The organism is Planococcus shenhongbingii (assembly GCF_030413635.1).
Classification (GTDB): Bacteria; Bacillota; Bacilli; order Bacillales_A; family Planococcaceae; genus Planococcus; species Planococcus shenhongbingii.
Genome location: NZ_CP129235.1, coordinates 2,137,809 through 2,163,683, shown reverse-complemented (window position 1 = coordinate 2,163,683; position 25,875 = coordinate 2,137,809). Strand labels below are relative to the sequence as shown.

General features: G+C 44.1%; 21 protein-coding genes and 1 pseudogene. 20 read left to right on the top strand and 2 right to left on the bottom strand.

The window, feature by feature from the left end; translation table 11 throughout:
* Positions 1-213 precede the first annotated feature (213 nt).
* The 3 genes from QWY16_RS10660 (at position 214) to QWY16_RS10650 (ending at position 3,748) form a co-directional block, all read left to right on the top strand.
* On the top strand, positions 214-1,500 hold the full coding sequence (locus tag QWY16_RS10660) for a PDDEXK-like family protein (RefSeq protein WP_300989212.1): 1,287 nt from the start codon (positions 214-216) through the stop codon (positions 1,498-1,500).
* A gap of 887 nt (positions 1,501-2,387) precedes the next feature.
* Complete coding sequence (locus QWY16_RS10655) at positions 2,388-2,762, top strand: hypothetical protein (RefSeq protein WP_300989211.1); 375 nt, start codon at positions 2,388-2,390, stop codon at positions 2,760-2,762.
* 17 nt (positions 2,763-2,779) lie between these two features.
* A complete protein-coding gene (locus QWY16_RS10650) occupies positions 2,780-3,748 on the top strand; it encodes an NAD(P)-dependent alcohol dehydrogenase (protein ID WP_300989210.1) in 969 nt (322 codons plus the stop codon).
* A gap of 232 nt (positions 3,749-3,980) precedes the next feature.
* On the opposite strand, the gene QWY16_RS10645 is transcribed toward QWY16_RS10650, so the two are convergent.
* Entirely contained in the window at positions 3,981-4,706 is a 726-nt protein-coding gene (locus tag QWY16_RS10645; protein ID WP_300989209.1) for a GDSL-type esterase/lipase family protein, read from the bottom strand.
* A 217-nt stretch (positions 4,707-4,923) separates the two neighbouring features.
* Between QWY16_RS10645 and QWY16_RS10640 the strand changes: the two genes are divergently transcribed.
* The 7 genes and pseudogenes from QWY16_RS10640 to QWY16_RS10610 all read left to right on the top strand — a co-directional run bounded on the left by QWY16_RS10640 (position 4,924) and on the right by QWY16_RS10610 (position 14,036).
* Positions 4,924-6,636 carry a M20/M25/M40 family metallo-hydrolase gene (locus QWY16_RS10640; RefSeq protein ID WP_300989208.1) on the top strand — a complete coding sequence of 571 codons (1,713 nt, stop codon included), beginning with the start codon at positions 4,924-4,926 and terminating at the stop codon, positions 6,634-6,636.
* A 205-nt stretch (positions 6,637-6,841) separates the two neighbouring features.
* On the top strand, positions 6,842-7,066 hold the full coding sequence (locus QWY16_RS10635) for a hexameric tyrosine-coordinated heme protein (protein ID WP_300989207.1): 225 nt from the start codon (positions 6,842-6,844) through the stop codon (positions 7,064-7,066).
* 270 nt (positions 7,067-7,336) lie between these two features.
* Positions 7,337-7,537 (top strand): annotated as a pseudogene (locus QWY16_RS10630) (S8 family serine peptidase); the annotation flags it as partial.
* A gap of 320 nt (positions 7,538-7,857) precedes the next feature.
* Positions 7,858-8,991: an alanine dehydrogenase gene (gene ald / locus QWY16_RS10625; RefSeq protein WP_300989206.1), complete on the top strand. Its 1,134-nt coding sequence runs from the start codon at positions 7,858-7,860 to the stop codon at positions 8,989-8,991.
* A gap of 130 nt (positions 8,992-9,121) precedes the next feature.
* Positions 9,122-9,946: a pyruvate, water dikinase regulatory protein gene (locus QWY16_RS10620; RefSeq protein ID WP_300989205.1), complete on the top strand. Its 825-nt coding sequence runs from the start codon at positions 9,122-9,124 to the stop codon at positions 9,944-9,946.
* An 86-nt stretch (positions 9,947-10,032) separates the two neighbouring features.
* Positions 10,033-12,699, top strand: coding sequence for a pyruvate, phosphate dikinase (ppdK, locus tag QWY16_RS10615; RefSeq protein ID WP_300989204.1), 2,667 nt, complete (start codon positions 10,033-10,035; stop codon positions 12,697-12,699).
* Between the two features lie 299 nt (positions 12,700-12,998).
* Positions 12,999-14,036 carry a LacI family DNA-binding transcriptional regulator gene (locus QWY16_RS10610; protein WP_300989203.1) on the top strand — a complete coding sequence of 346 codons (1,038 nt, stop codon included), beginning with the start codon at positions 12,999-13,001 and terminating at the stop codon, positions 14,034-14,036.
* A 171-nt stretch (positions 14,037-14,207) separates the two neighbouring features.
* On the opposite strand, the gene QWY16_RS10605 is transcribed toward QWY16_RS10610, so the two are convergent.
* The gene (locus tag QWY16_RS10605; RefSeq protein ID WP_300989202.1) at positions 14,208-15,542 is read right to left on the bottom strand and encodes an MmgE/PrpD family protein; all 1,335 of its coding nucleotides are present in this window, start codon (positions 15,540-15,542) and stop codon (positions 14,208-14,210) included.
* Positions 15,543-15,843: 301 nt separating this feature from the next.
* Here QWY16_RS10605 and QWY16_RS10600 point away from each other — a divergent pair, with 301 nt between their 5' ends.
* The 10 genes from QWY16_RS10600 (at position 15,844) to QWY16_RS10555 (ending at position 25,866) form a co-directional block, all read left to right on the top strand.
* Positions 15,844-16,479, top strand: coding sequence for a GntR family transcriptional regulator (locus tag QWY16_RS10600; RefSeq protein WP_300989201.1), 636 nt, complete (start codon positions 15,844-15,846; stop codon positions 16,477-16,479).
* 387 nt (positions 16,480-16,866) lie between these two features.
* Positions 16,867-17,724: an alpha/beta fold hydrolase gene (locus tag QWY16_RS10595; protein ID WP_300989200.1), complete on the top strand. Its 858-nt coding sequence runs from the start codon at positions 16,867-16,869 to the stop codon at positions 17,722-17,724.
* 75 nt (positions 17,725-17,799) lie between these two features.
* Entirely contained in the window at positions 17,800-18,984 is a 1,185-nt protein-coding gene (locus QWY16_RS10590) for an acyl-CoA dehydrogenase family protein (RefSeq protein ID WP_300993399.1), read from the top strand.
* A 65-nt stretch (positions 18,985-19,049) separates the two neighbouring features.
* On the top strand, positions 19,050-20,003 hold the full coding sequence (locus QWY16_RS10585) for a VOC family protein (RefSeq protein ID WP_300989199.1): 954 nt from the start codon (positions 19,050-19,052) through the stop codon (positions 20,001-20,003).
* 32 nt (positions 20,004-20,035) lie between these two features.
* Entirely contained in the window at positions 20,036-20,512 is a 477-nt protein-coding gene (locus tag QWY16_RS10580) for a flavin reductase family protein (RefSeq protein WP_300989198.1), read from the top strand.
* 14 nt (positions 20,513-20,526) lie between these two features.
* Positions 20,527-21,318, top strand: coding sequence for a 2-keto-4-pentenoate hydratase (locus QWY16_RS10575; protein WP_300989197.1), 792 nt, complete (start codon positions 20,527-20,529; stop codon positions 21,316-21,318).
* Entirely contained in the window at positions 21,315-22,193 is an 879-nt protein-coding gene (locus tag QWY16_RS10570) for an acetaldehyde dehydrogenase (acetylating) (protein WP_300989196.1), read from the top strand. Before QWY16_RS10575 ends, QWY16_RS10570 begins: the two co-directional genes overlap by 4 nt.
* Positions 22,194-22,205: 12 nt before the next feature.
* Positions 22,206-23,219, top strand: coding sequence for a 4-hydroxy-2-oxovalerate aldolase (gene dmpG / locus QWY16_RS10565; RefSeq protein ID WP_300989195.1), 1,014 nt, complete (start codon positions 22,206-22,208; stop codon positions 23,217-23,219).
* An 873-nt stretch (positions 23,220-24,092) separates the two neighbouring features.
* The gene (locus QWY16_RS10560; RefSeq protein WP_300989194.1) at positions 24,093-25,046 is read left to right on the top strand and encodes a VOC family protein; all 954 of its coding nucleotides are present in this window, start codon (positions 24,093-24,095) and stop codon (positions 25,044-25,046) included.
* A 19-nt stretch (positions 25,047-25,065) separates the two neighbouring features.
* Positions 25,066-25,866, top strand: coding sequence for an FAD synthetase family protein (locus QWY16_RS10555; protein ID WP_300989193.1), 801 nt, complete (start codon positions 25,066-25,068; stop codon positions 25,864-25,866).
* Positions 25,867-25,875 lie beyond the last annotated feature (9 nt).

Genomic DNA, 25,875 nt, shown 5'->3' with positions numbered 1-25,875 from the left:
AAAAGAATTAGTAGTTCTTCTAGTTTACATATTATTTTTATTTATAAATTAGACGGTATAGATGAAATTCACTTTGCACAAAACTATTAAGGTATTTTAGAAGTAAAATTTTAGAATCTTAACTTATGGAAAGTGGGTTATTATGAGATGACTATCGAAGTAAAAAACATCGCAAACCTGATACATAGTAGAGAATTCGAAGAGCTGAACCGGATGTTTAAAAAGTTTAATCCACTAAAGGTGCTGCGAATGGACAGTCATGAAATCAGACATTCCAATATTTTGGCCTGGTTACTGGACCACGAAGAAAACCACGGACTAAATTCCGTCTTTGTTGAAAAAATAATCAGCAAAATGCTGATGAAGCCTCAGAACAATTCATTGATCACTGATTCAGAGTTTTTTCTGCAAATCCTTGGTTTGAAATTTGCAGATTGGAAAGTTGAACGGGAAAAGCAGACAAGCAAAAAAAGATATATCGATTTATTACTGAGTTCAGAAGATAACAAAACTGTCATCATTATTGAAAACAAATTCTATTCTTCTCAGTCCGCCAATCAGTTGAATGATTACTTGAATTATGTGGAAACTGAATATCCTGGATATACCATCATCCCTGTATTTCTTACATTGCTGGATGAAGAACCGGCAAACGAACTTTATTGGACTCTAAATTACGCGGACGTAGCTAACGTTCTTGAGTTTATTCTCCAGTTTTATAAGGAATCCATCAGTGAAGAAGTATTTGTGTTCCTGAAAAATTATTTGGCGGTTTTGCATGAACGTTTTGCTCCTGACCCGGAGCGGTTGCTTCTTGCTGAAGAGATTTTTGAATCTTATGGAGAAGCAATCACATATCTCTATTTGTTGAATAACCCGGGCATAAAATTCTTAAATCATCACCAGCCTTACAAACTTCAGCTTAAGAATATAAGTGGTGCTGAAGAAGAATGGATGAGAAAAGCTTACCAAGCTTCAAAAGAAGCAATTGATTTTATTTATACAGAAGGCTCTTTAACTCTTAAGAAAGCTTTTGAGAGATTTATAGTAGAAGATAATCAAAAAAAGGTGCTTCGGTTTGATGCTTCAAAATCTAGTCCGAGCTTTACCCATCCTGAGTGGGAATATCATTCTGAAATATTAGAACGGTTAACTGATAAAGCTCCTTATTGGTTGAAGTTGGGGTTAATCATATTTTTGAAACGTGCAGCGAATAACAGGTTAAATATCATCATCGAAGTTGGAAACTTAGAATATGATATCCGACTCAAGTTGCTACATTATCTAGAACAAAATGGCTATTCTATTAAACCATCTTCAAAATCTTCGAATTCGATGTATACCCGTATTTTCTCTGATCAAGTTGAAGTGAAAGACTGGACCAGTGTTGATCAAGTACATACAGCCATTGAGCAATTAACGAACAGTGATCAATTTGAAAGTAATATTAAAAGAATAAATAACAGTGTTAAAATGCTGGCAAAAGAGCTTAGTGAATAAATTCTTACAGTTTTGCTTGTGTCAGAACTGTCAGATATAAAGTCCAATAGAAATTAAGTTAAAAAGATAAGAAAATGGAGAAGTTCACCCTTAGGGACGAACTTCTTCATTCGTTTTATAAGCAGGACTACATGATATCTACATCATTCACTTAATGAGTTAATTGAAATCTACTCACTGATTAATTTACTCCCTATGTTGGACACAATTCAAGATATGCAATAATACTGCAAGAGGAATCCAACGAAGCAAATAATAGAGCGATTTCCTCATGCAATTTTAAGGTGAATGGAAAGTTTTCATAATTGAGGTGGTCACAGGGAACATTTGTGTACCTCTGGTATAATGTGAAAACAGTAAAAATGTGTGTGATATTTTACCACAGACATTCCTCTACCTAAACCTAAATCTCTTCCTGGCTTTGCTCCTACGTATACTAACTGCATATTTCCACCAGAGTTTTTTTCGATTTTTCATAAACCACAATGAATACTAGACCAGCCATACAGCCCTTTAGCAATTTCTGCATCGACAAAATGTTTTCATTGGAGTCGACGAGGCCGTTCTCTAAAAGAATGGCTTTTTCCGTGCGGTCTTTTGACCTGATCGTGTCTCCGATATTGACAAGAGCCTTTCAGCATGGCATCAATTTTAGGCAGCACCCGCTTGGTCAATCCTTTTTTATTTTTGGGGCTGTATTTTTGCCCAAGAAATTTCCATAGTAATCGGTGTATTCGTTTAAAGGAAAAACCTTAATGGGACGAAAAATGATTTCATGGTAATATATAATTATGAATATTCAGATTTTATATACCGAACTTTATATTCCTCAGCCATGGCTAAATAGTCTCTAGCGTCCAGGCCTGTTTGAACTGCTTAATGCTGGAGTGAATCGTAAGCTGACGCATATCGCCGTCTTCGCTGGATTTGGCAAGAAGGCGTTGATTAGCAAATGGGCAGCCGGTTGCTGCCAAAAGGTCGCATGGCTGTCGTTGGACAAAAGGGATAGTGATCCTATACGCTTCTTGGATTATTTTATTGCGGCATTGCAGACGATTAAGGAAGACGTTGGAACCGGCGTAGTGGATCTGTTTAAATCTCAACAGCCACCGCCAATCGAACCGATTCTAACGGTTCTGATCAATGACATCTCGGCCATTCCATCCAAATTCATCCTTGTTTTTGACGATTTCCATGTGATTGATTCCAAAGAAATATCTGAAGTTGTTCTCGTGAACGCAGAAACTGAAGCGCCTGCCTAAAAAAGGAGAGTTGCAAAATGAAAGCACTTGTAGCAACGAAATATGGGTTGCCTGAAGTTCTTCGATTCAAAGAGGTCGAAAAACCTTTGCCTAAGGACAATGAAGTTCTGATAAAAGTCTGCGCGGCATCCGTGAACTCATGGGACTGGGATCTTTTAAGAGGGAAACCTTTAGTGAACCGGATAGGAGGGCTTTTTACACCGAAATACCAAATACTTGGTGCTGATATTGCAGGACAGGTCGCAGCGGCGGGCAGAAATGTAAAGCAATTTTCGCCGGGTGATGAGGTATTTGGCGATATCTCAGGAGCCGGATGGGGCGGTTTTGCCGAGTATGTATGTGTCCGAGAAGATGTCTTAGCGATGAAGTCAGCACACATGACAAACGAACAGGCAGCTGCTATTCCCCAAGCAGCAGTCCTCGCTTTGCAAGGGCTCCGCTATAAAGGAAGGATAAGCAAAGGCCAAAAAGTTTTGTTAAATGGCGCTGGCGGGGGAGTCGGTACGTTTGCGCTGCAAATCGCAAAATTGTTTGGTGCGGAAGTGACCGCTGTGGACAATTCAGGGAAATTGGATATGCTGCGTTCGATTGGTGCAGACCATGTCATTGATTATACAAAAGAAAACTTCACTGAAAATGGAGAGCAGTATGACTTGATCTTGGACGTTGTCGCGAATCGCTCGATTTTCGACTGTAAACGCTCTTTAAAACCGAAAGGCCGCTATGTAGTAATTGGAGGCACAACGGCCCGAATTATTCAGTTTGCATCTTTGGGTCCATTGGTTTCACGAATGACTAAAAAGAAGATGGGAATCCTCATCCATCTTCCAAACCAACAGGATTTAAACGTGATAAAAGAGCTTTTCGAAAGGGGCAAAATCGTGCCTGTTATCGATAAAAGCTATCCATTGTTCAAGGCTGCCGATGCTCTCCAGTATTTTGGAGAAGGGCAAGCTAAAGGAAAAGTGGTCATCACGATGGATTGACAAGTTTTTATCTTCTATTGACCTGTTTATTTAGAAACCGACTTTCTTTGATGAACACAATCCAAGCTATACGATAGTAATACGGGAGAGATTCAACGCAGTCAGTGATAGACTTTACAAGTGAAATAAAATTCATGTTTAAATAAATTGACTTAGCCAAAAGGTTTTTTATGAAAATGACAAAATAAAACCCAGAAAGGTAAAAAAGCATTGCCGATTGCGCAATGCTTTTTTACTCGGTTTCTATAACCTCCAGCCCAATTTCAGCAAGTACAGCCTGTCCTTCTTCTGTTGGGTGAATATCGCCGGCAATAATATAGTCTTCCTGTTTGTCGCGGAAAGCTGAATAGGCATCAGCCAGATAGACGTTCTCATAGCTTTCAGCAACTTCCTGGAAAGCGGTGTTCACATCGGGCAGAAGGGCCTCGCCGATTTGGTGCATGTTGCTGTGAGGCGGAAAAGGGTTGTAAATATTATAAAGAAGGATTTGAGCGTCTGTCAGTGACTGGATTTCTTCAATAAGTTTACCGATTTCACTGAAAACAATGCCGTTGCTGAGCTCTTGGCGCATGATTTCTTCCATCCGTTCCGGGTCACCGGCACTTGCAGATTCTGCAAGACGGAGAATTTCCAGTAAATCGTTTGCGCCGATTGTCATGGCGATCACATCCGCGTCTTTGACCTTTTGCCGATATTCTTCGTCTTCGCGAAGGGCTTCCTTGACCTGTGCGGTTTGCCAGCCTGATACAGCCAGGTTATGCACTTCGAATCCGGCATCATTCCCGATTAAATACGGATAAGCCGACCGGCCGCTGTCTTCAAGGTTGGCGCCGTAAGTAATGGAATCACCTAAAGCCACAAGTGTCGCTTGATTGGCGCCTTCCTGTGCACAGGCGCTCAGAAAGACGGCTGATAAGGCAATCAATGCATTCCTGATGGCCCACTTCATTTTTATCATGGCGCATCTCCTTTTTTATTTTTTTCCAATATAACATGAACGTCAGCCAGAGGCGCTGTGTTCTTTGAGTATGCAGCAGATCATGAACGCGCCTGGAAAGCACAGTGATCGTTTTTTGCTGAATAATGATAGAAAAGCTTGGCAGAGGAAATGGCCGTTTATGTTATTCTTTTGTTAACGGGCAATTTTGAATACCTAACTGAAGGAGTCGTCATCAATGAAACCATGTCGCGATGAAGTGTTGGCTATTACGAAACAATTGGTTGAAATAGAAAGCATCGTGAACACTGAGGGGGAAAAGGAACTTGCAAAATCAATGCATGCCTTGATTTCATCTTTTCCTTACTTTAAAACGAATCCGGACCATGTGCAGTTATCTCAAACGCATGGAGATGAGCGGGAGAGATACAATGTACTGGCTTTCGTGAAAGGGACAAAAGGTGAGAGCCGCCGAACAGTCATATTGATGGGCCACCTCGATACAGTCGGAGTAGAGGATTTTAATCAGTTGAAAGAGGATGCCTTTGATTCCGTAAAGTTGAAGAAGAGCCTTAAAGACGAGCAGCTTCCCACTTTCGCAAAAGAACATTTAGAGTCGGAGAACTGGCTTTTTGGGCGGGGTGTCCTTGATATGAAGAGCGGTGTTGCCAGCAATTTATATCTTCTGAAGTATTATTCTGAGCATACCGATGAATTGGAAGGCAATATTGTGTTTCTGGCCGAATGCGATGAGGAAGACGGTTCACATGGGATCCTTTCCGCATTGCCCGCTTTCAGGCAATGGAAAAAGGAATATGGATTTGACTATATTGCAGCGATTAATGCGGACTTTGTTTCACCCCGGCATGAAAATGATCCAAATCGCTATATCTACCGGGGAACGGTAGGGAAATTACTTCCTTCCTTCTTTATCACAGGAGCGGAAACGCATGTGGGCTCTTGTTTTGAAGGGCTGGATCCCAACTTTATCGCTGCTGAATTAACCAGGCAGATCAATTATAATCCGGAGCTTTGCGATGAAGCTTTTGGAGAAATCACTGTGCCACCGGTTACATTGAAGCAGACCGATATGAAACCAAGCTATACCGTCCAGACTGCTTTATCCGCCTATGTATACTTTAACTTCTTTGTTCATTCTTGGACTCCAAAGGATGTATTGGACAAATTAAAAGAACAGGCTCTGATAGCTTTTGAAAATGCACTGGCTTCTTATGAAAAAAGATACAAGCAATTTTGTGAAATGAGCGGGGATCCGTATCCAGGTATCCCGTGGAAACCGAAAGTAATGAGCTATGAAGAAATGGAAAAAGGGTTGATCCGGGAAAACGGATCAAGTTTTATTTCCCATATGACCGAATTCAAAGAGACTCTTCTAGAAAACAATGAATTGGACACCAGAATGTTTTCCGTTAAAGTGGTGGAAGAAGCATGGAAATGGATGAAAGATAAATCTCCTGCCATCATTTTATTTTATTCTTCTCTGTACTCGCCAAGAATTGAAATAACCGGAAAAACACCGCAAGAAGAGGCGTTAATCAACGCTTTAAATCAAGCTGTTGAAGAAATTCAACCATTTTACGCCCAACCGATTGTCATCAGAAACTTCTTTCCCCACATTTCCGATATGAGTTTTGTAGCAGTCAGTGATGATGAAGAAGGAATCCATGCATTGTCCAATAACAATCCCGCATGGGGAACAAAGCATTATGTGAATTATGAAGACATCAGGGAATTGAATATACCTGTCATCAATATTGGCCCGTATGGCGTAGATGCCCATAAAAAACTGGAAAGAGCTGAAATCACTTATTCACATGAAATCGTTCCTAACTTAACTGGCAGAGTGATTGAGTTGCTATTCGACAGGGATGAAACAGAGAAAGCTGAAAAATCCGTCGTTGTTGAGTTAGGGGAACCGGAATATTTATGAGGATGATTCCTTTTTAATGTGGCCAGTAAATTCAGGCAATAGAAGAAATTCTGGATAATAAACTGATCTGAAGGATTTTTTAGCCTTTCCAGGAATCTGTTTTTCATGCAGTTAATCTGCAATACAACATCTACTTTGAGTATTAATTTGAATATTTTGAAATTTAAAGGTATATTGGCATTACCCTATCAAAGGAGATGAGTATATGCCAGATTGGCTCACTAGCTTACAGACGGATACTCCGCAAAAAGGTTTTGAACTTGCTCTTACATTAGCAAGGAAAGGCGTTGCTTACACTCAAACTTCAGCAGAAGTCCGCGAAAAATTACGGCCTGAGTACGCAGAAAATGCCGATAGTCTCACAATGGCTTCCCATGTCGTTGCCACGCATTTCCAAACTGTAGCAGCGGCAAATAATTATTGGAAATAAGGGAGTGTACTGCTGTCCTATATGCTTCAACTTCGTTGTGCATTCGTAAAGTGTTGGCTTTCGCTATGACCGAATCCCAATGTGCAACGCAATTTCCTTCATTTGATAAAACCCTATACTGAAAAAGCCATCTTCATGGAATCGATCGATTCCATGAAGATGGCTTTTCGGCGTTTGCTTGCGCTGCTAATAAAAGAAATGCTTTGGAAAGCTATTTTCGCATGTGCCATCAAGCACTTCGTCGTTTAACTTTTTAGCAGGCCAAATTACGGCTATAAAGCCGGGACATCGATGGCTGCTCTAAAAGTGGCGGGCCTTGCTGGTGTCATCATTGCGCAGCATGGCAAAGACAAATTGAAACCAGCCCAAGTCAAACACATTATCCAGTCTTCATCAGAAGATGTGTTCAAGACTGGCTATGATAAATACTCCGGATTCGGATTGATTGACGCGGTGGACGCATTGGATTGATAGAAAAACAGAAACACTTCCACGGAGTAAAAATTCCGAGGAGGTGTTTTTCACTACAGGAAAATACGAATACTTCTCCGAAAGTTTAAGAAACTAAAACATGATGTACCAAAGTCTCAACACTCTCAAAAGAATAAACTTTCAAACAAATTACCATTTTGTCTTGTGGAGAGGGGTATGCACTTAACATTATGTCTAATGAAGTACGAGGTTTTACTTCGTATACTTAGACTAGAATCTTAGCAGTCATTCTTAAATGACCTAAACAAGCAACAAATTGTATACTGCTGAGAATACATAATTTGAGGAGGAAGATTTAAATGATTATTGGAGTGCCGAAGGAAATTAAAAACAACGAGAACCGTGTAGCGCTTACACCAAGTGGAGTGGTTTCATTCCTGAAATCTGGCCATCAAGTTTTAATCGAAAAAGATGCTGGAATTGGAAGCGGATTCACGGATGAAGATTATTCGGCTGCAGGTGCACAAATCATTGAACTCGCGAAAGATGTATGGGCTCAGTCCAATATGATCATGAAAGTAAAGGAACCGCTTCCACAGGAGTACCCATATTTCCATGAAGGCTTGATTTTATTTACATATCTTCACCTTGCTGCAGAACCGGAATTGGCAAAAGCCTTAATAGATAAAGGCGTGATTGCCCTTGCTTATGAAACAGTTACAGTTAACCGTACACTTCCACTTTTGACTCCAATGAGTGAAGTAGCGGGACGCATGGCTTCACAAATCGGTGCTCAGTTCTTGCAGAAGACAAATGGCGGCGAAGGCATTCTTTTAGGCGGGGTTCCTGGAGTGGAACGCGGAAAAGTGACAATCATTGGCGGCGGAATTGTTGGGATGAATGCGGCTAAAATCGCAGTTGGCCTTGGAGCAAAAGTGACAATCATGGATTTAAGCGCTGATCGCTTGCGCCAGCTGGAAGACATTTTCGGCAATGACATCCAAACTTTGATGTCCAATCCGTTGAATATTGCTAAAGCCGTGGCAGAAGCTGACCTATTAATCGGAGCAGTTCTTATTCCGGGTGCCAAAGCGCCGAAGCTTGTAACAGAAGAAATGGTCAAAGCGATGAAACCGGGATCTGTCATTGTCGATGTGGCTGTTGACCAAGGCGGAATCGTAGAAACTGTCGACCACATTACAACGCATGACGCTCCGACATATGTCAAGCACGGCGTCGTTCATTACGCAGTAGCGAACATGCCTGGTGCTGTACCAAGAACGTCTACTATCGCTTTGACAAATGTTACGGTTCCTTACGCGCTGCAAATCGCAAACAAAGGCTTATACAAAGCAATGCTTGAAAATGATGCGTTGAAACAGGGCTTGAACGTGGCTAACAAGGAAATCACTTATGAAGCAGTAGCAAAAGATCTTGGGTATGAATATGTTTCAGCGGAAAAAGTTTTTGAGAAAGAGTTCTCTTTAGTTTAATATCTATCAGCAGAAATGCATTGAATACAAATGAATGATTGTTGAATTTTATTTCTAAAAAAATAAAATGCTCTTCTTTTTAGCGGAGCATTTTTTTTATTCCATTAAATGAACTGGAGGAGCATGCAGAATGAGCCAGAAAGAAATTGTTTATCTCTTATCTGATTCAATTGGCGAAACAGCTGAATTTGTAGTCAAAGCAGTAGCCGCGCAATTCATTGAAAAAGATTTTGAAATCCGCCAAACTTCGCATGTCAGTTCAGAAGCAGATATTGAACAAATCATTTTAAAAGCAAAAAAAGACGATTCGATTGTTGTTTATACCTTTGTGATTGATGCACTGAAGGACTATCTGAATAAACGGGCACACGAGGAAAACATTGAAGCTGTTGATTTACTGTCTCCTCTTATGAACGTCTTCATCAAAAAATATAAGCGGGAACCGGCACATAAACCGGGGCTTACGCGGAAACTGGATGAGAAGTATTTCCAAAAAGTCGAAGCGATTGAATTCGCCGTAAAATACGATGATGCCCGGGATACTGAAGGGATCGCCAAAGCGGATATTGTGCTGATCGGCGTGTCCCGGACATCGAAAACGCCTTTATCGATGTATTTGGCTTATAAAGGCTATAAAGTAGCCAATATCCCTTTAGTTCCGGAAGTGCCTGCCCCTGCTGAGCTTTTTGAACTTCCAAAAGGCAAATGCATCGGCTTAATCATCAAGCCAGATAGTTTAAATGCCATCCGCAAGGAAAGGCTGAAAAAGCTGGGGCTGCAGCCGCACGCTGCCTATGCCAAATTAGACCGCATTTTAGAAGAATTGGATTACGCAGAGAAAATTATGAAACGGGTCGGCTGTCCGATCATTAATGTATCGAATAAAGCCATTGAAGAAACAGCCAATGACGTAATGGATATTCTTAATATGCAAAAAAACGTTTATTCATTATAAAACATGTTTTTTTAATAAATAAGAAAATATGAAACCGTAAAATTCATCAATCTATTAGCGTAATCAATTTATAGGAGGCAGTGAGAATGGATAAAAAAGTGTATATGTTTGACGAAGGAAATAGCGGCATGAAGGAAATTCTGGGAGGAAAAGGGGCTAACTTAGCGGAAATGACAAATATCGGCTTGCCGGTTCCTTATGGCTTCACGATTTCCTCCAAAGCCTGCAACGATTATTACGATTCGGGAAAGCGCATCCAAGAAGAAGTGAAAGCGGAAATTCTGGCATCGCTGGCTCGTTTGGAAGCGCAGACCGGCAAGAAATTGGGCAGCACCGTCAACCCGTTGCTTGTGTCGGTCCGTTCCGGATCTGTATTTTCAATGCCGGGCATGATGGACACCGTCTTGAATCTCGGAATGAATGATCAAACCGTAGAAGCGGTAGCCCGCTTAACCAGCAATCCGCGTTTTGCTTATGATTCCTACCGCCGGTTCATTCAAATGTTCTCGAACGTGGTACTGGAAATTGATGTCTTTTACTTTGAACAGCAGCTGGAAAAAATTAGGGAAGCAAAAGGGTACCACAGCGATCCCGAACTATCTGCTGAAGATTGGAAAGAAGTCATTTCCACCTATAAACAGATCGTAAAAAAACATACGAAAGAAGATTTTCCGCAAGATCCGATGCAGCAGCTGTTCCTATCGATCAACGCTGTATTTGATTCCTGGAATAACCAGCGGGCGATTGTATACCGCCAGTTGAATAAGATTCCGAGCCATTACGGGACGGCTGTCAATATCCAGAGCATGGTGTTTGGCAATATGGGAGAAGACTCCGGGACAGGAGTGGCATTTACGCGAAATCCATCAACAGGCGAATCGTTGCTGTACGGGGAGTACCTAATCAATGCACAAGGCGAGGACGTGGTGGCGGGCATTCGCACGCCGAATCCAATCCAGACGCTGCAGCAGGATATGCCACAAGTATTCGAACAGTTCATCGAAGTGTGCCGCCGCCTAGAAGAGCATTACCAGGATATGCAGGATATTGAATTTACAGTGGAGCATGGAGAACTGTTTATCCTTCAAACCCGGAATGGCAAACGGACCGCCCAGGCAGCACTTCGAATTGCAGTCGAAATGGTGGAAGAAGGCGTGATTTCCAAAAAAGAAGCGATCCTTCGCGTAGAACCGGAACAGCTGAACCAGCTGCTTCACCGCCGCATTGACGATAAATTTGAGAAAATCATCTTGGCAAAAGGCTTGCCGGCATCTCCGGGAGCAGCGACAGGACGCGTCGTTTTTGACCCGGATGAAGCCGAACAATTGAACAATGAAGGCGAAAAAGTGATTTTAGTCCGCACCGAAACCACACCTGATGACATCCATGGCATTCATGCGGCACAAGGCGTCGTCACCAGCCGGGGCGGCATGACAAGCCATGCCGCGGTTGTCGCGAGAGGCATGGGGAAATCCTGCATTTGCGGCTGTGAAGCGCTGAAAATCGATATGCAGCTGCAGCAGTTCCAAGTGGGGGAAACCGTCGTAAAACGATTGGATACGATTACAATTGACGGCGGAACAGGAGAAATTATCATAGGGGAAATCCCGATGATCGACCCTGAACTTTCAAAAGAATTTGAGCTGTTGCTGTCATGGGCAGACGAAGAACGGACACTGGATGTGCGGGCTAATGCAGACAATCCGAAAGATGCAAAAAAAGCATTGGAATTTGGAGCAGAAGGCATCGGTTTATGCCGGACTGAACATATGTTCATGGAAGCTGACCGAGTTCCCATTGTTCAGCAAATGATTTTAGCGGAAACGGAAGAGCAGCGAAAACTGGCTTTAGCTAAATTATTGCCGATGCAGGAAAGCGATTATGAAGGGATTTTTGAAGCGATGCAAGGACTTCCGGTAACGATTCGCCTTCTGGACCCTCCGCTTCATGAATTCTTGCCGGACAAAGAACATTTGGCTGTGGAAGTGGCCAAATTGCAAATAACCAAACCGGGTTCCAAAGAACTCGCTGAAAAAGAAAAACTGCTAAAACGCGTCCGCCAATTGGATGAATCCAATCCGATGCTCGGCCACCGGGGAGTCCGCTTGGGCATTAGTTTCCCTGAGATTTATCAGATGCAGGCAGAAGCCATCTTCAATACTGCCGCATTATTGGAAAGCAAAGGCATCACCGTCATACCGGAAATCATGATTCCGCTGGTGGGCCATGTGAACGAATTGAAAATTATGCGCCAGCTGGTCATTGACACGGCAGCTGCCGTCCAAGCGAAGACAGGCGTACAAATCGATTATACCGTCGGGACCATGATCGAAGTGCCGCGTGCGGCGCTTACCGCGGATGAAATCGCGACGGAAGCCGACTTTTTCTCTTTCGGCACCAACGATTTAACGCAAACCACATTCGGTTACAGCCGGGATGATGCAGAAGGCAAGTTTTTGAAAGATTACGTGGAAAACAAGATTTTGACGGACAATCCATTTGCCGTACTCGACCAAGCCGGTGTGGGAGAACTGATCAAAACCGGCATTAAACTTGGCAAACAAACCAAGCCGGCCTTGAAAACAGGGATTTGCGGAGAACATGGCGGAGAAACGAGTTCAATTGAGTTTTGCTGCCTGCAAGGGCTGGACTATGTCAGCTGCTCACCATACCGCGTTCCGTTGGCGCGCCTGGCAGCCGCTCAAGCCGCGATAAAAAATAATCTGAAAAAAGAAGAATTTATTATTATCTAGAAAATAGTGAGAGTCCGATGCTAGGCAGTTTGCCTAGCATCGGACTCTTTTTATTAGGCCCTTTAAAAAGATTGAAGGAAAAATGGACAAAGCGTCTAATTCAAGTGCTAACGGCAAAGACCTCGTGGAATTCTGCACTCGTAAAAAAATGCTGGCAACGGAGTTTGTCAGAGTATAAATGCATGTGATTCTTGTTATTCAATATTCATTGGATAATAATTCATGTAAAAATTTAATAAATGGTTAATTATTCATTAATTCGTGTTATGGTTAAAGAGATACGTAAATCAAAAGAGGGAATGTTATTCAGAAAGGAAGAGCTAATGGTATCGACTATAGCAATCGCAAAATACGCAGGGGTTTCTCAAACCACGGTTTCAAGAGTATTGAATAAACCTAATCAAGTCAAAAAGGAAACATACAATAAAGTAATGGCAGCCATTGATGAATATGGTTATTCAGCAGAAGCGAAAGAAAAAATGAATAAGCCAAAAGCAGTTAACACGATTAGAGTTTTAGCAGCTGCAAATGATTCAGTCCTATTCAACGGAGCAATGCTCTCGATAGTGGATGGCGCTGCAAAACAAGGACTATTCGTGAATATTCATTTGGATGCACCAGTCAGTAAGGAAGCTTTATTTGATGAATTGGTTTCTGAAGGAACAGCAGGTGTAATCATTTCAGCTCTGGTGGTCGAGGACCGGCTTGTTGAAAAAATGAATCAATCATCCATTCCTTTTGTACTGTTGAATGCTGACCACCCGAACAGCAGTTATTCGGTATGCATGAATAATGCGGAAGCGGCTTATTCAGCTGTTAGTCATTTAATCGAAACAGGTCATCAGGAAATCGCTTGGATTGGAGGGACGCTCACTAGCCAAACGAACAAAGACGGCCTGCTTGGAGCCATCCATGCTTTGCAAGCGAATAAGCACAAAATCCGGAAAAAGCGCTTGGTGATTACAGATACTGACAAAGCATCATTATATGAAGCTTTTGAAAAGCTGCAAAATCTTAAGAAAAAACCGACCGCAATTGTAGCGTCAACAGATAAAATTGCCATCCAGTTGATGGAGTTCTATCAGACTGCCGGTCGGAAAGTCCCGGAAGATATCAGCATCATCGGACTTGGCAATTCTGAATTTGGCGTCCATCCGGCTATTGGGCTGACTTCGGTTGGAGTTACTGACACGAATGAAGAACTTGGCCAAGAAGCCGTCTCCATATTGCTCAATGCCATCAACAGGAAAAAATCAGAGTCTCAGCATGTAAAGAAAGAAGTATCGTTATTTGAACGCAATACAACACTTCCTCTATTTGTTGAACAGCAATTTTAAGTTAGAAAATTAGTAAAGGGGCTGTCCAATAAAGCGTAGGTTAATACTATTGCTCCTGCATCGCTGCGCTAGCTTCGTCGCAAAGGAGTTGTCCCAAATTACTTTTGGGACAACTCCTTTTTTATGTCCCTAAATTTATTAGCTGATGAAATTCCCTCTATTCAACCATACTTATATAATACAAGCATTTACTAACCCATAATCCATCTGGCGGGAAAGTTTCTCCCATAAAATATCCGGTGCTGCGATACCAGCATACTTGCAGCATTGAATGAATTTATCCTTCACTTCATCGACAACAGTTTCAGGGCCAAGGATATGCGTGTATTGATGCTCTTGTGCTTCTGAAAACACGCGGATATCGCCTGGCGGCAAACCCGGGGCATCGTGTTGTGTCGGTTCCACTTCGATTAAAGCCGCCAGCTGCAAAACTTCCGGATCGTCCAGGGCTTTTTCAGTCAGGTTGTTTAAATCCACCCGGCCATGGACAAAAGTGAAAGCCACCATGAACGGAATGCTGAACTTGGCGTCCTGCAATGTCCGTGGGCGGCAGCGATCGGCTAAAGGGCGGCAAAGCATAGCGGCAGTTTCATTGACGCCGATGACAATCTTTTTAATTTCACTCAAGTCCATTTTGTCCCGGAGAATCAAAGCGGATTTGATAAAGGGATGGGAATAGCGGCAGCTGGGGAAAAGCTTGATGGACGTGTCGGAAAAAGTCCAGCTGTCCGTATCGAGCAAAATTTCCCGCTGATGGACGTCCAGATTCTGGCCGAAATAAATTGGGAAAAATCCTGTCGGCCCGTCCAAACTGCTTGCTGGAGCCGTCACTCCTTGGCTGGCCAATAAGGCGGCTTGAACGCCTCCCATCGAAGCAAAGGCCGGATAAATCGACCTGGCCTGGGAACCAGTACCGACGCCGGCTTCTTTTCCTCCTGCTGCCTGCATATAAGCAAGTCCGATAGCGTGTACAAGCTCCTCATCGCTCAATCCGAGAACGAGTCCAGCGGTGATGGCTGCACCAAAATATCCAAAAAGCTGGCTCAAGAACCAGTTTGCATCGGCACCGATGCCTTTCGGTTCAACCGCGCGGCCCATTCGGCACAAGATTTCATTTCCAAGGGCCACAGCTGTCACCAGATCGACGGCTGGCGATTTTCCAATATCAGCCGCTGCTATTGCCGCAGCCAACGTCACGGGAGTCGGATGGATTCTGGACAAATCGTTGATGTCATCAAAATCCAGCGCATGGGCCAAAGCGGTATTGGAAAAAGCCGCGTGGCCAGGCGGAAGGCGGAGAGAGCTGCCAATCACTTTGGCGGAGCCTGATGTGCCTATGGATAAAGCGGCAATCGCTTGCCTGGCGATGGGCGCTCTTTTATAGGCGGCAAGTGAAATCGCGACAGTATCTTTAATATGCAACCTTGCTTTCTCCAGGATTTCTTCAGGCAACCCGTTGTTTTGGCGAACGCGGATCGCTTGGACCAATTCCATGCTTAGTGGCAAATCCATCACTTCCTTTTCCAAATAGTAGTTCCATACTAACCTTAAGGAAACTTCTGGACAATGGTTTTATTGAAAGAATCATCTAACGGATAATTTAAACTCAATGAAATTAAAGAACGGCCACGTAGAGGAACCGTTCTTCATTTTGCAATTTTTTGATGAAGCCGCAAGAGTCCGGATACATGAGATATTGACAAAAGAAACAGCTCTCCATTATAGTTCGAATACGATGTCTGAAAATTATGTTTTTAAGGAATTCAGCCAGACTAAAATTTTAGCTTGGAAAAGCGGAGGGGTTTTTATGAAAGAAGAACAAGCTTATAAGAACATCAAGAATATGATTGTCCAAGGAAGATTCACCATGCAGGAATCGATCAGCATTAATGAACTGGCAGCGCAGATGAACATGAGCCGGACTCCGGTCCACAAAGCGTTGGCACAATTGGAACGGGAAGGGTATATCACGATTACACCGCAAGTGGGTGTGTTTGTCCGGCGGCCTGATCAAAAGGAAATCTTTGACCGGCTGCAATTATGTTTGGCCATTGATGTGTTTCTTGCCGAGCAGGCAGCTCGTTCAGTTAGTGAATTTCAGCTGGAAGAGCTGAAAGAAGTGCTTGAAAGAATGGAAAATCCCAGCTTGGCAGCCGATAAATATGAAGCCTTGAATGTGCAATTCCACACTGTCATCTGCAAAGCGGCAAACAACGATTTTGCTTTTCGGTCGAATAAAATCAATTGGGATTATTTGAACTACGTCAATATCTCGGAAGAATTGTTCCAAGGCGGCAACCGTGAACAATCCCAAGCAGAACACCGGATGATTTACTACGCATTGAAAGACCGGGATACAAAGCTGACGGAACTTTTAGTGAGAAAGCATTTGATGCGAGTTGCGCAATTTATTACCGAAAAATACAAGCAAGTGAATGTCTAAAAGCCGAAAACGGGTCAGTTTTCAGTAAGTTTTATACAGAAAACGAAAAAGAATTAAGCAACTATTTATTGAGTTTTCAAAATTGATTGAAAGTTTATGATATTCAGCATAGAATCAGAAACAAGAACCACAGAAAGCCGAAAGAGAAAACCAGGAAGGAGGACCAGAACAATTAGCAGGTCATCTTCACTTGAAATGTAAGCGTTTTATTTCTCGGAAGTTCAAAATGGTTTGGCAGCAGATAACAATAAATTTGCGACGAAATTTAGCTATACTAAAATATTAGAATTTCAGTTAACGCGTTTTAATTTAAAAACAGCTGATTTAGTGATTAATCCAGGATAAATTCTTAAAACTAAAATTTTAGTGAAAAAGGAGCAGATATAAATGCCGATTACGACACGCAAAGTGAAAACAGGAACATACGAAACATTGATCCATGAAGGTGGAGTGGGCAACAGCGAAACGATCCTCTTCCTTCACGGCAGCGGCCCGGGTGCAAGTGCCAGCTCGAACTGGCAGGATGTGCTGGCGCATTATGCCAACGACTATCATGTAGTGGCACCGGATCTTGTTGGGTTTGGCGAGACGGATCATCCGATAGAATATCCGTCGAATGGTGTTCAATGGATGAACTTGCGAATCGAACAAGTGTTGAACTTGATGGACAGCTTAAATGTCGGAACAGCGCATTTGGTCGGAAACTCACTTGGCGGCGTCATTTCCTTATTCCTTGCGATGGATACGCCAGCCCGCTTTGACCGCATCGTATTGATGGGAGCAGGCGGCGGATTGACTGAACCGACTCCGGAACTCAGCAAACTGGCGAATTTCCATAAAGACCCGACAGCGAAATCGCTGCGCAACTTGTTGAGCTGGTTCCTTTATGACACGACCGGCATGGAAGATAAATTAGATGCCATTGTGGAACAGCGCATGGAAATGTTTAACCGTCCGGAAGTTCTTAGATCTTATGAAGCAAACTTCAAGAACACGCAATTATCAGATATGCTCGTCCCGCCATCTGCCTTGAAACGCATGAAGCATGAATTCCTTTTGATCCACGGCCACCAGGACCGTTTTGTTCCATTAGCGAGCAGCCTGTATGTGATGGATTATCTGGAAAACGCCGAACTGCATGTTTTCAAACGCTGCGGGCACTGGGCACAAATCGAGCAGAAAGAGCAATTTGTTAAATTGACTCATGACTTCTTTGACCGCAATAAAGTACTGAACAAGATTTAATCAATATTATCGAACAGCCAGTCAAATGACAGAAATAGATAAAAAATGATAAGGGGTGTGGCTATATTGACTCAAATGGCGACAGATATTAAAAAGCAACTGGTTGAAAACGGCACAGCGTTGATTCCGAAATTGAGAGACTTGAGTTTTGACATTGACCGCAACAGTGCAATACCGGATGAATTGGTACATGATCTTCAAAAAAATGGCTTATTAAAAGTACTTCGTCCGGAAATCTTCGGAGGGCATCAGACGAATATGCGGACATTCACCGAAGTGGTAACTGAAATTTCACGGGGCAACGGTTCGGCCGGCTGGTTTGTGTCATTGAGCAATATCCGCGATTACATGATCTCTTATGCATTCGGGCAGCAGGCGCTGGATGAAATCTTCGGGCCTGGAGAAGATGTCATTTTGGCGGGGAACTTTAAACCCATTAAATGTGAAATTGAAAAAGCGGATGGCGGCTACTTCATTAAAGAAGCGCAGTGGCCATTCGTATCAGGAAGCCCGCATGCAGACTGGTTTTACTTTGGATTCCCGGTAGCTGATGAAAACGGCGGAATGGAAATGGCGATCATGGTGCTTCCAAGACATGAAGTGACGGTTCTCAATGACTGGAACGTAATGGGATTAAAAGGATCAGGCAGCAATAGTGTTCGAGTGGAAAATGTCTTCCTACCGGAACACCGCGTATCGCTAGACCGTTTGGCGAGACAAGGCGAATACATGATCGAACCGTTAAAAGATATCCCGCTTTACCAAACACCTTTCGTTCCATCATTGACCTTGTCAATCGTCGCACCGGCTTTAGGCTTGGCGCAGGCGGCGCTGGACCTTCACATGGAACGCGTCGGAAAAGCGGGAATCGGCAATACCTTCTATAACAAAATGAGCGAAGCGCCGATCACCCACCTGCAAGTGGCGCAAGCACAGTTGAAAATCGACTCTGCTGAACTTCACTTATACCGGGCAGTCGATATGCTCGATGATTACTCAGTGAGAGGGCTGGAGCTGACGATGGAAGAAGGCATTCGCATGAAAGCGGATTTCGGCTACGTTAATCAGCTCTGCAAAGAAGCGGTCGACATACTGACAGAAGCCGCTGGATCAGTGTTCTCTTACAATAACAACTTGTTCCAGCTGGTCTACCGCGATTTCCTGTCGATGCACCTGCACGGTTTCATCACACCATCCAGCTTGATCGAAACTTACGGACGAGTGATGTGCGGACAAGAGCCTAATACTTATTTCGTTTAATGAAACAGAATCGGAATTAAATTTATCTACTATAATTATTAACCAATCATAAGGGGGAAATTCAAATGGCAATTCCAGAAATCGCGAAATTAGGGCATTTTGGTTTAGTATCTACAGATCTTGAAAAATCACTGTGGTTCTTTAAAGAAGTTTTAGGACTTGAAGAAACAGAAGAAAAAGACGGAGTGCATTACCTCCGGGCATGGGGCGATTTTGAGCATCATACCTTGACCATTCGTCAAGGCGACGAAGCAAAGCTGGACCATATTGCATGGCGTACGAAAAAACCGGAAGACGTAGAAGGTTTTGCGAAAATTCTGGAAGAGTCGGGCACACCAATCACGTGGAACGAAGAAGGTATAGAAGCTGGACAAGGCAAAGCGTTCCGTTTCAAAATGCCAAGCGGACATACATTGGAAATCTATTATGAAATGGAAAAGACATTGGCGGATCCGAAGAGCCGTTCGGTGCTGAAAAATCAGACACATAAATCATGGGCACGCGGTGTTTCCCCGCGCCGGATCGATCACGTCAACTTGTTGTCATCCTTGCCGGCAAACGAACTGGCGGATTTCCTGATGGACAAATTAGGATTCCAGATGCGCGAATGCGTAGAAGCACCGGACGGAAGTTTGGTTGCAGCCTGGTTGAGTGTTACGGCATTGGTGCATGATGTGGCAGTCAGCCATGATCCAAATGCTGCTTCCACAAATGAAGTTCACCACATTTCCTATTGGCTGGACAATGCACAGGACCTGCTGCGGGCAGCGGATATTTTGAAAGAGAACGGCATCTTTTTCGTCGGACCAGGAAAGCATGGAATTTCGCAAGCAATGTATATTTATGCCATTGACCCGGGCAGCGGTGTCCGAGTTGAAATCTTCACGAACGGTTACTTAATTTTTGAACCGGACTGGGAACCGATCGTCTGGACATTGGATGAAATGGACATCGGCTTTACTTACTGGGGCGACCAGACGGATACTAAAACAGAAAATAATCCAACCATCAAAGCATAAAATATAAAACCGAAAATAGAGGAGGAAATTTTATGGATGATCGTTTATTTAGAGACGCAATGGGAAAATTCACAACAGGAGTCACGGTACTGACAACGGAATTTGAAAACGAGCCAGCAGGAATGACTGCCAATGCATTTATGTCGGTTTCATTAACACCGAAATTGGTAGTTGTCTCAATTGGACACAAAGCGCGCTTTTTGGAAAAAGTAAAAGTATCGCAAAAGTTCGCAGTAAATATACTGGCAGCAGATCAGGAAAATTATTCAAGAATGTTTGCCGGTCAAATGAAAGACGACAGTAAAATCGAGTTTGCTGAACTTGCCGGACTTCCGGTCGTTCCTAAAGCTTTAGCACAAGTCAGCTGCAAAGTGGTCGCTGAACATATCGAAGGAGACCATACATTATTGATTGGTGAAGTGCTGGATATCCGGTTGGAAGAAGGCAATCCGTTGATTTTCTTCAGCGGCCAATACCATGCTTTAGCAGAGAAAACACCCGTTTTGTAAAAAGGAGGAAAAGGATGGATATTCAAAAAGCAGCAAATCGTTTGGCGCAAGCTGAAAAAGATAAAACACCGATTCCTCCTTTTACATCCTCAGCAGAAGAAATTTCCGTTGAGGATGCTTACCAGATCCAGTTGCTGCAGATCCAGGAAAAGCTGCAGCAAGGAGCTGAAATCAAAGGGTTGAAAATCGGCTTGACGAGCAAAGTGATGCAGGACATGTTCAATGTCAGAACACCTGATTATGGCCATGTTCTTGATTCGATGGTTTACGGTGAAGAAAAAGCCGTCAATATGGATCAATTTATCCAGCCGAAAGTGGAATTCGAAATCGCTTTTATTCTCAAAGAAGATCTTGAAGGTCCTGGCGTAACAGTAGAAGATGTTTTGGCGGCCACCGATTACGTCGTGCCGGCAATTGAAATCATCGACAGCCGCATTGAAAACTGGCAGTTCAAATTTGAAGACACCGTAGCAGATAATGGATCATCAGCGGGTGCGATTCTCGGAAGCAAGAGAACTTCTCCAACAGCTGTGGATTTGGCTACAGTTGAAATGACGGTTTACCGCAACGGGGAAGTATTTGATTCCGCTAAAGGTGAAGCGGTCATGGGCCATCCGGCAAAAGCGGTGGCTTGGCTTGCCAATGCTGTAGCGGAATACGGCATTACGCTGCGCGCTGGCTATTTCATCTTAGCCGGTGCATTATCCAAAGCTGTGCCGTTTGAAGCGGATGATGTGTTTAAAGCCGATTTCAGTGAACTGGGTGAAGTCGCCATTTCGTTTGTAAGGGAAGGTGAAAAAGTGTGAGAAAATTAAAGGTGGGCATCATCGGTTCCGGTAATATCGGCACTGATTTAATGTACAAAATCGAACGCAGCGATGCGCTTGAAATGAGTGTTATGGTCGGCATCGACCCTGAATCGGAAGGACTGAAACGCGCAGCAGACCGTGGATATACAGTCGTTGCAGACGGCATTGACGGTTTGATGAAACGCCTGGATTTGGTTGATATCGTCTTTGACGCCACTTCCGCTAAAGCACATAAGCACCATAGCGAGCTATTGGTGGCGGCAGGCAAAAAAGTCATCGACTTGACACCGGCTGCAATCGGGCCGTTTACCGTTCCGACGGTGAATTTAAATGAGCATTTTTCTGAGCCCAATTTGAATATGGTGACTTGCGGCGGCCAGGCGACGATTCCAATCGTCAACGCCATCAACCGCGTAGTGGATGTGGAATATGCTGAAATTGTGGCGACCGTTTCAAGCAAAAGTGCTGGACCGGGCACCCGCGCCAATATTGACGAGTTCACGCGCACCACTTCTAAAGCAATTGAACAAGTGGGCGGCGCCAAAAAAGGCAAAGCGATCATCATTTTGAATCCAGCTGAACCGCCGATTATTATGCGGGATACAGTTCACGCCTTAATTGCTGAAGATGGAAAAGAAGAAGACATTATCGCTTCGATTCATGACATGGTGAAAGACGTGCAAAGCTACGTGCCGGGCTACCGCTTGCGCGGAACTCCGCAATTCGATGGCCGGAAAGTATCGGTCTTTTTAGAAGTGGAAGGGGCAGGCGATTTCTTCCCGCCTTACTCAGGAAATCTGGATATTATGACAGCAGCCGCGGCCAAAGTAGCAAACGAATTTGCGAAACAGCTTGCAGCCGCTGAAGTGTAGGAGGGAAATCGGATGTCACAGCGCTCATTTGAAATATTGGATGTCACTTTGCGCGACGGAAGCCATGCAATGAGGCATGCTTTTACGGAACAGCAAGTGATTGATACAGCAAAAGGCCTTGATCAGGCTGGCGTGAATTATTTTGAAGTGTCGCACGGAGATGGTCTGGGTGGTTCTTCGCTGCAATACGGCTTATCGAAAGTGGATGAACTGAAATTGATCGAAGCGGCAGCAAGTGTCTGCAAGACGTCAAAAGTTTCGGTGCTGCTTATTCCTGGCATCGGCATCAAAGAAGATTTGCAGGATGCGGTAAAAGCCGGAGCCGAAATGGTGCGTGTCGCGACGCATGTCACAGAAGCGGACGTCGCAGCGCAGCACATTGCGCTCGGGCGCGAACTGGGCTTGAAGACGGTCGGGTTTCTGATGATGGCGCATATGGCCTCGGTGGAGAAAATCGTCGAACAAGCCAAGCTTTTTGAAAGCTACGGCGCGGAAGTTATTTATGTCACGGATTCAGCGGGTTATATGCTGCCGCATGAAGTGACAGAGCGCATCAGTGCTTTGAAACAATCTGTCGGCTGTGAAATCGGCTTCCATGGCCATAATAATCTATCGATGGCAATGGCGAATACCGTAGCAGCAGTCCAAGCAGGTGCTACATATATCGACGGCAGCCTGCGCGCATTAGGTGCAGGCAGCGGCAATACACAGACGGAAGTGATGGTCGCGGTGCTTGAGCGCCTCGGCTATCAGACGGGCATTGATCTGTATTCGATCATGGATGTAGCAAATGATGTAGTGGCCCCTTTCATGCAGCGTCCGCAGGAAATCACCGGATCCAGTTTGATCATGGGCTATTCAGGCGTCTATTCCAGTTTCTTATTGCATACGCAAACAGCTGCCAAGAAATTCGGCGTCGATGAACGCGATATCCTCGTGGAACTCGGCCGCATGAAAGCGGTTGGCGGCCAGGAAGATTTGATTTACGATGTGGCTCAAAGTTTTGCTGTAAAGCAAGCACTTTAAGCAGCATTCGTGAATAATGGAATTCTATAGGTAAGCAAAACGCTGGGAAGAGAAATCTTTCCAGCGTTTTTTTAGGTTAAGAATAAAGCTTTTTGTTCTTCTTACATTTCGCTCTAGGCGGACGCTTTTCGCGGGGGGCGGCCTAAGCCTCCTCGCTCGCTGGCGCTCCCTCCGGGGTCTCAGGACTCGCCCTATTCCCGCAGGAAGCGAATCATGCAAAAGTAGTTTTGCATGATTCGTTTGCGACGAAGCTAGCGCAGCGATGCAGGAGCACAATGTTTGCCCTCGCCGCCTTCCGCTGCATTCAGCTCTCTTTTGTCACTTTCAGAGACTCTCTAAAAGTGTGACGGTTTCGGAAAGCTCTCAAATGTTTGTGCGTGCTCTTTAGATATGGAGCCAAACAGACTGCTCCTGCGCAAGCTCTTCGCAAAGACTCAGTCTCGCAGGCTTCAGCTAATGTCTTGCCTGCGGGGGCAGCGCAGCGACGAGACAGCCGAGACCCTGTAACGCTCTTTCATGTCTCGAAGCTAGCGCAGCGATGCAGAGACAGAGACAGGAGCAAAGCGGCGAAGCTGCTTGGCGCTCGCCCGCGGCAAGCGGAGTTGATTGGCGGAATATCGATTAAGAAAGTTCACACTAAAACAGATTCTAAACTTACTCAATATACTTAAGACGCTAGGAAGGAAAAAATATTCGCTATTTTTTAGATCGTAACAAGTTCGAAAATCAAAAACCAACAAAAACCAACGGAAAAATTCTTCGGAATCGAATAATTTCTACTCTAGTATGTAGTTTTTTATTTGTGTAATATTTCAGTATATTCTACAAATTCTTTAAAAGTAATTGTAAACGCATACAAAAGGCGGGGATAAAATGGGCAATCCGGAAATTGCGAAATTAGGCTATGTGGCATTGGTTACTCCAGATTTAGAAAAATCTTTGCATTTCTTTAAAGAAGTGATCGGGCTCGAAGAAACAACGGTCATCGATGGCGTCCATTATTTGCGGGCATGGGGTGATTTTCAGCACCATACTTTATCTATTGAAAAAGGCGACAGCGGCCATGTGAAATATATCGGCTGGCGTACGAAAAATCGGGAAGACGTGGAAGGGTTTAGAGAATTACTGGATCAAGACGGGATACCGGTGGACTACCTGGCTGCTGGAACGACTCCAGGCATTGGCGAAGCCATTCGTTTTAAATTGCCGAGCGGCCACACTTTTGAATTATATTACGATGTTGAACGCCCGGCAGTCGAAGAAAGCCGGAAGTCGATTTTGAAAAACCAGACTTACAAATCGTGGGCTAAAGGTGTGTCACCAAGAAGACTTGACCATGTCAATATCCACACTTCCACAGATGCAGGCATCACCTATGACTTCCTAAAACAATTGGGCTTTAATATGCGGGAGTATTTGCGGGATGACAATGGCGACGTTATCGCCGGCTGGATGAGTGTTACCCAGCTGGTGCATGATATTGCAGTCGCACAAAAACCATCTTTGCCGACGCCGGCGCGCATCCACCACATATCGTATTGGTCGGATGATTCCCAGGATATCTTGAGGGCAGCCGATATTCTCCGCGAACATAATATCGATTTTATCGGGCCAGGCAAGCATGGTATTTCGCAGGCGCTTTACTTATATGTCATGGATCCCGGCAGCGGCTTCCGAGTCGAATTATTCACGGGCGGCTATTTGATTTTTGAACCTGATTGGGAACCGGTGGAATGGACAATGAAAGATCGGGCATTCGGCAATACGTATTGGGGCGATACTGTCCAGGACAAGGAATTGAACAATATCACAATCGAAGCAAAATAAGGAAGAGAGGCGAAACGCTATGAAAACAATCGAGATCAATCACGCCAATTTGCAGCACTGTCAGCAAACGCTTCCGCCGCATGTAATCGCTTTGGGATTTTTTGACGGACTTCATAAAGGACATCGGAAAGTGATTGAAACAGCCCGAAGAAAAGCGGATGAACTGGGCTTGCCTTTATCGGTCATGAGTTTTTTCCCGCATCCGAAGAGCGTGTTGTCAAAAGGGCAAAAAAGAGTCGAGTATCTTATGCCATTGGAAAAAAAGCAGCAGAGGCTAAAAGAGCTGGGCGTCGATTATTTCTTGATTGTTGAATTCAGTTTGGATTTCGCTTCTCTTTCTCCTCAATTATTCGCTGAACAGTATTTGGCAGGGCTTGGAGCAAAGCATGTGGTTTGCGGCTATGACTACACTTATGGTTTCAAAGGAGCCGGCAATGTCAACACGCTTTATGCACATGGCAATGGCAATTATGGCGTTACCGAAGTTGCAAAAGTCGATCTTTGCGGCGACAAAATCAGTTCAACCCGAATCCGTGAAAGCCTGGCAGTAGGGGATATCGAATTTATCCAGAACCTGCTTGGCGAACCTTACACGGTGGAATGGTGTCCGGAGAATGGATTATTGCCGCAATATACTTTGCCGGCTCGCGGCGAATATGTCGCCACGGTGAAATGCCATGACCGGGAAATCGTAGGCATTCTGCAAGTGACAGCTGACCAGCAAATCAATTTCAACCGAGTTGGTTTTATCTCCGATCGGATGATGACAATCAAATGGCATAAAGAAGTGGAAGAAACTGCTTTCAGTTTAATGACTTAATGACAAAGG